Annotated in this window: 1 protein-coding gene; it reads right to left on the bottom strand. The window is 45.5% G+C overall.

Going from position 1 to position 1,497, the window contains the following annotated elements; translation table 11 throughout:
• The coding region (locus tag MBEAL2_RS28510; RefSeq protein WP_047155550.1) for an IS1182 family transposase at positions 1-1,366 on the bottom strand (1,366 nt) is incomplete at its 3' end.
• Positions 1,367-1,497: the final 131 nt, after the last annotated feature.

Raw genomic sequence — 1,497 nt, 5'->3', positions numbered from 1 at the left:
ATTGAGCCACATCGTACCCGTGTCTGTGTTTAAGCTCGCTATTCTTGGCTTCAATCTTGTAACGCTCTTTTGCCTTTTCCTTGAAGTACTCGCTCTCCTGAAACTTTTCCTGTTCGGAATGTTCATTTGATTTGATCGTCACGGAGTACGTCTTGCTTTTCGCTCCTTCCTTATAACACCCCTCCCTGAAAGGGCATCGTTTGCACTTCTCGATATCAAAGTAATAGGTATCCCTTTGGTTTTCACCGATATCTTTCTTTCCCTGACGGGCTTTCCTGATCGCCATATGCCCGGCTTTACAGACATACATCCCGGCATCCTTATTGAATTCAAATTCGTCTTCCTTCTTACGGTTCCCTTGAGTCACGGATGGATGTAATTTGGCGACCAGTTTGATTCCATTCCCTTTACTATACTTTATATTCTCTTTTTCTGAATAGGCTGCGTCCCCGATGACCGTTTCCACTTCCATGCCGGCTTCCTTGCTTTTCTCAATCAGCGTCTCCAGTTGCTTTCCATCATTTTTTTCGCCTGTGGTAATGACCGCTGCCGTAATGAGCCGTTCCTCGCTCATGGCTATGTGGGTCTTGTATCCAAAGAAGGAGGAGTCGGCCGTCTTGTGGCCCACTTTGGCGTCATGATCCTTTGAGCACCGGAGGTGCTCCAGATCATCTGCGACCGTTTCTTTCAATAGATTCAGTTGTTCCTTCACCTTTGGATACTGCACAAGGGTTTCTTCCTTCTCCATTACCTTGATGAGTTCCTCGGAGTAGGCGATTTCATCCTCCAGCACATCTGTCTTCGTCTTGGCAGGGAACTTCTCCTTCATGGATTCATCCACCTGATAAACGGCCTTCCTCAGCTTTTTGGAACGCTCCATCAGGATTTCCTTTGGTGTCATCTGGTTATAGCGTGCTCTCGAGTGGGTGGCGTCGACAAGGATGGATTTACTCTTAATGATCCCTTTTTCAATCGCAATCTCGACCGTCTTATTGATAAGCATGTCCAGAAGATTGACGTCCTTGAGCCTGAGCTTGCGGAATGTTGTCAGCGAGCTCGGATCGATCACGGCCTCCTCCGGAGCCATGCCCAAAAAATATTTGAAGGACATGTCATATTTCGAACGCTCCACGATATCCACATCGGAAAGGTCATGGATGGTTTTTAACAGTAAATATTTAAACATGCGAATGGGGTGGATGGCGTTCCGGCCGTTATCCGGACAATACTTATCCTCAAGTTCATCATAGACGAAGGAAAAGTCGATCAGGTCATTGATCCTGCGCAACATGTTGTCCTCCGGCACGATGAGGTTATAGAGATCCATATAAGGACTTGACTTCATTGATTGTTGTTTTTGTATCACCAGAACCACCCACCTGAAAATTAGTCCCTTAATTATAAAACAAAAAATGATAAAACAAAAAAAGGCAGAGACACTCCATTAAATGGAGAGCTCTGTCTTTTCTGTTTAAAGGTACTTTTTCAGTGGCCTCC

The organism is Aneurinibacillus tyrosinisolvens, from assembly GCF_001015055.1.
In the GTDB taxonomy this organism is placed as follows: Bacteria; Bacillota; Bacilli; order Aneurinibacillales; family Aneurinibacillaceae; genus Aneurinibacillus_A; species Aneurinibacillus_A tyrosinisolvens.
The sequence above is the reverse complement of the archived record's forward strand: the minus strand, read 5'-3'. Positions and strand labels throughout refer to the sequence as shown.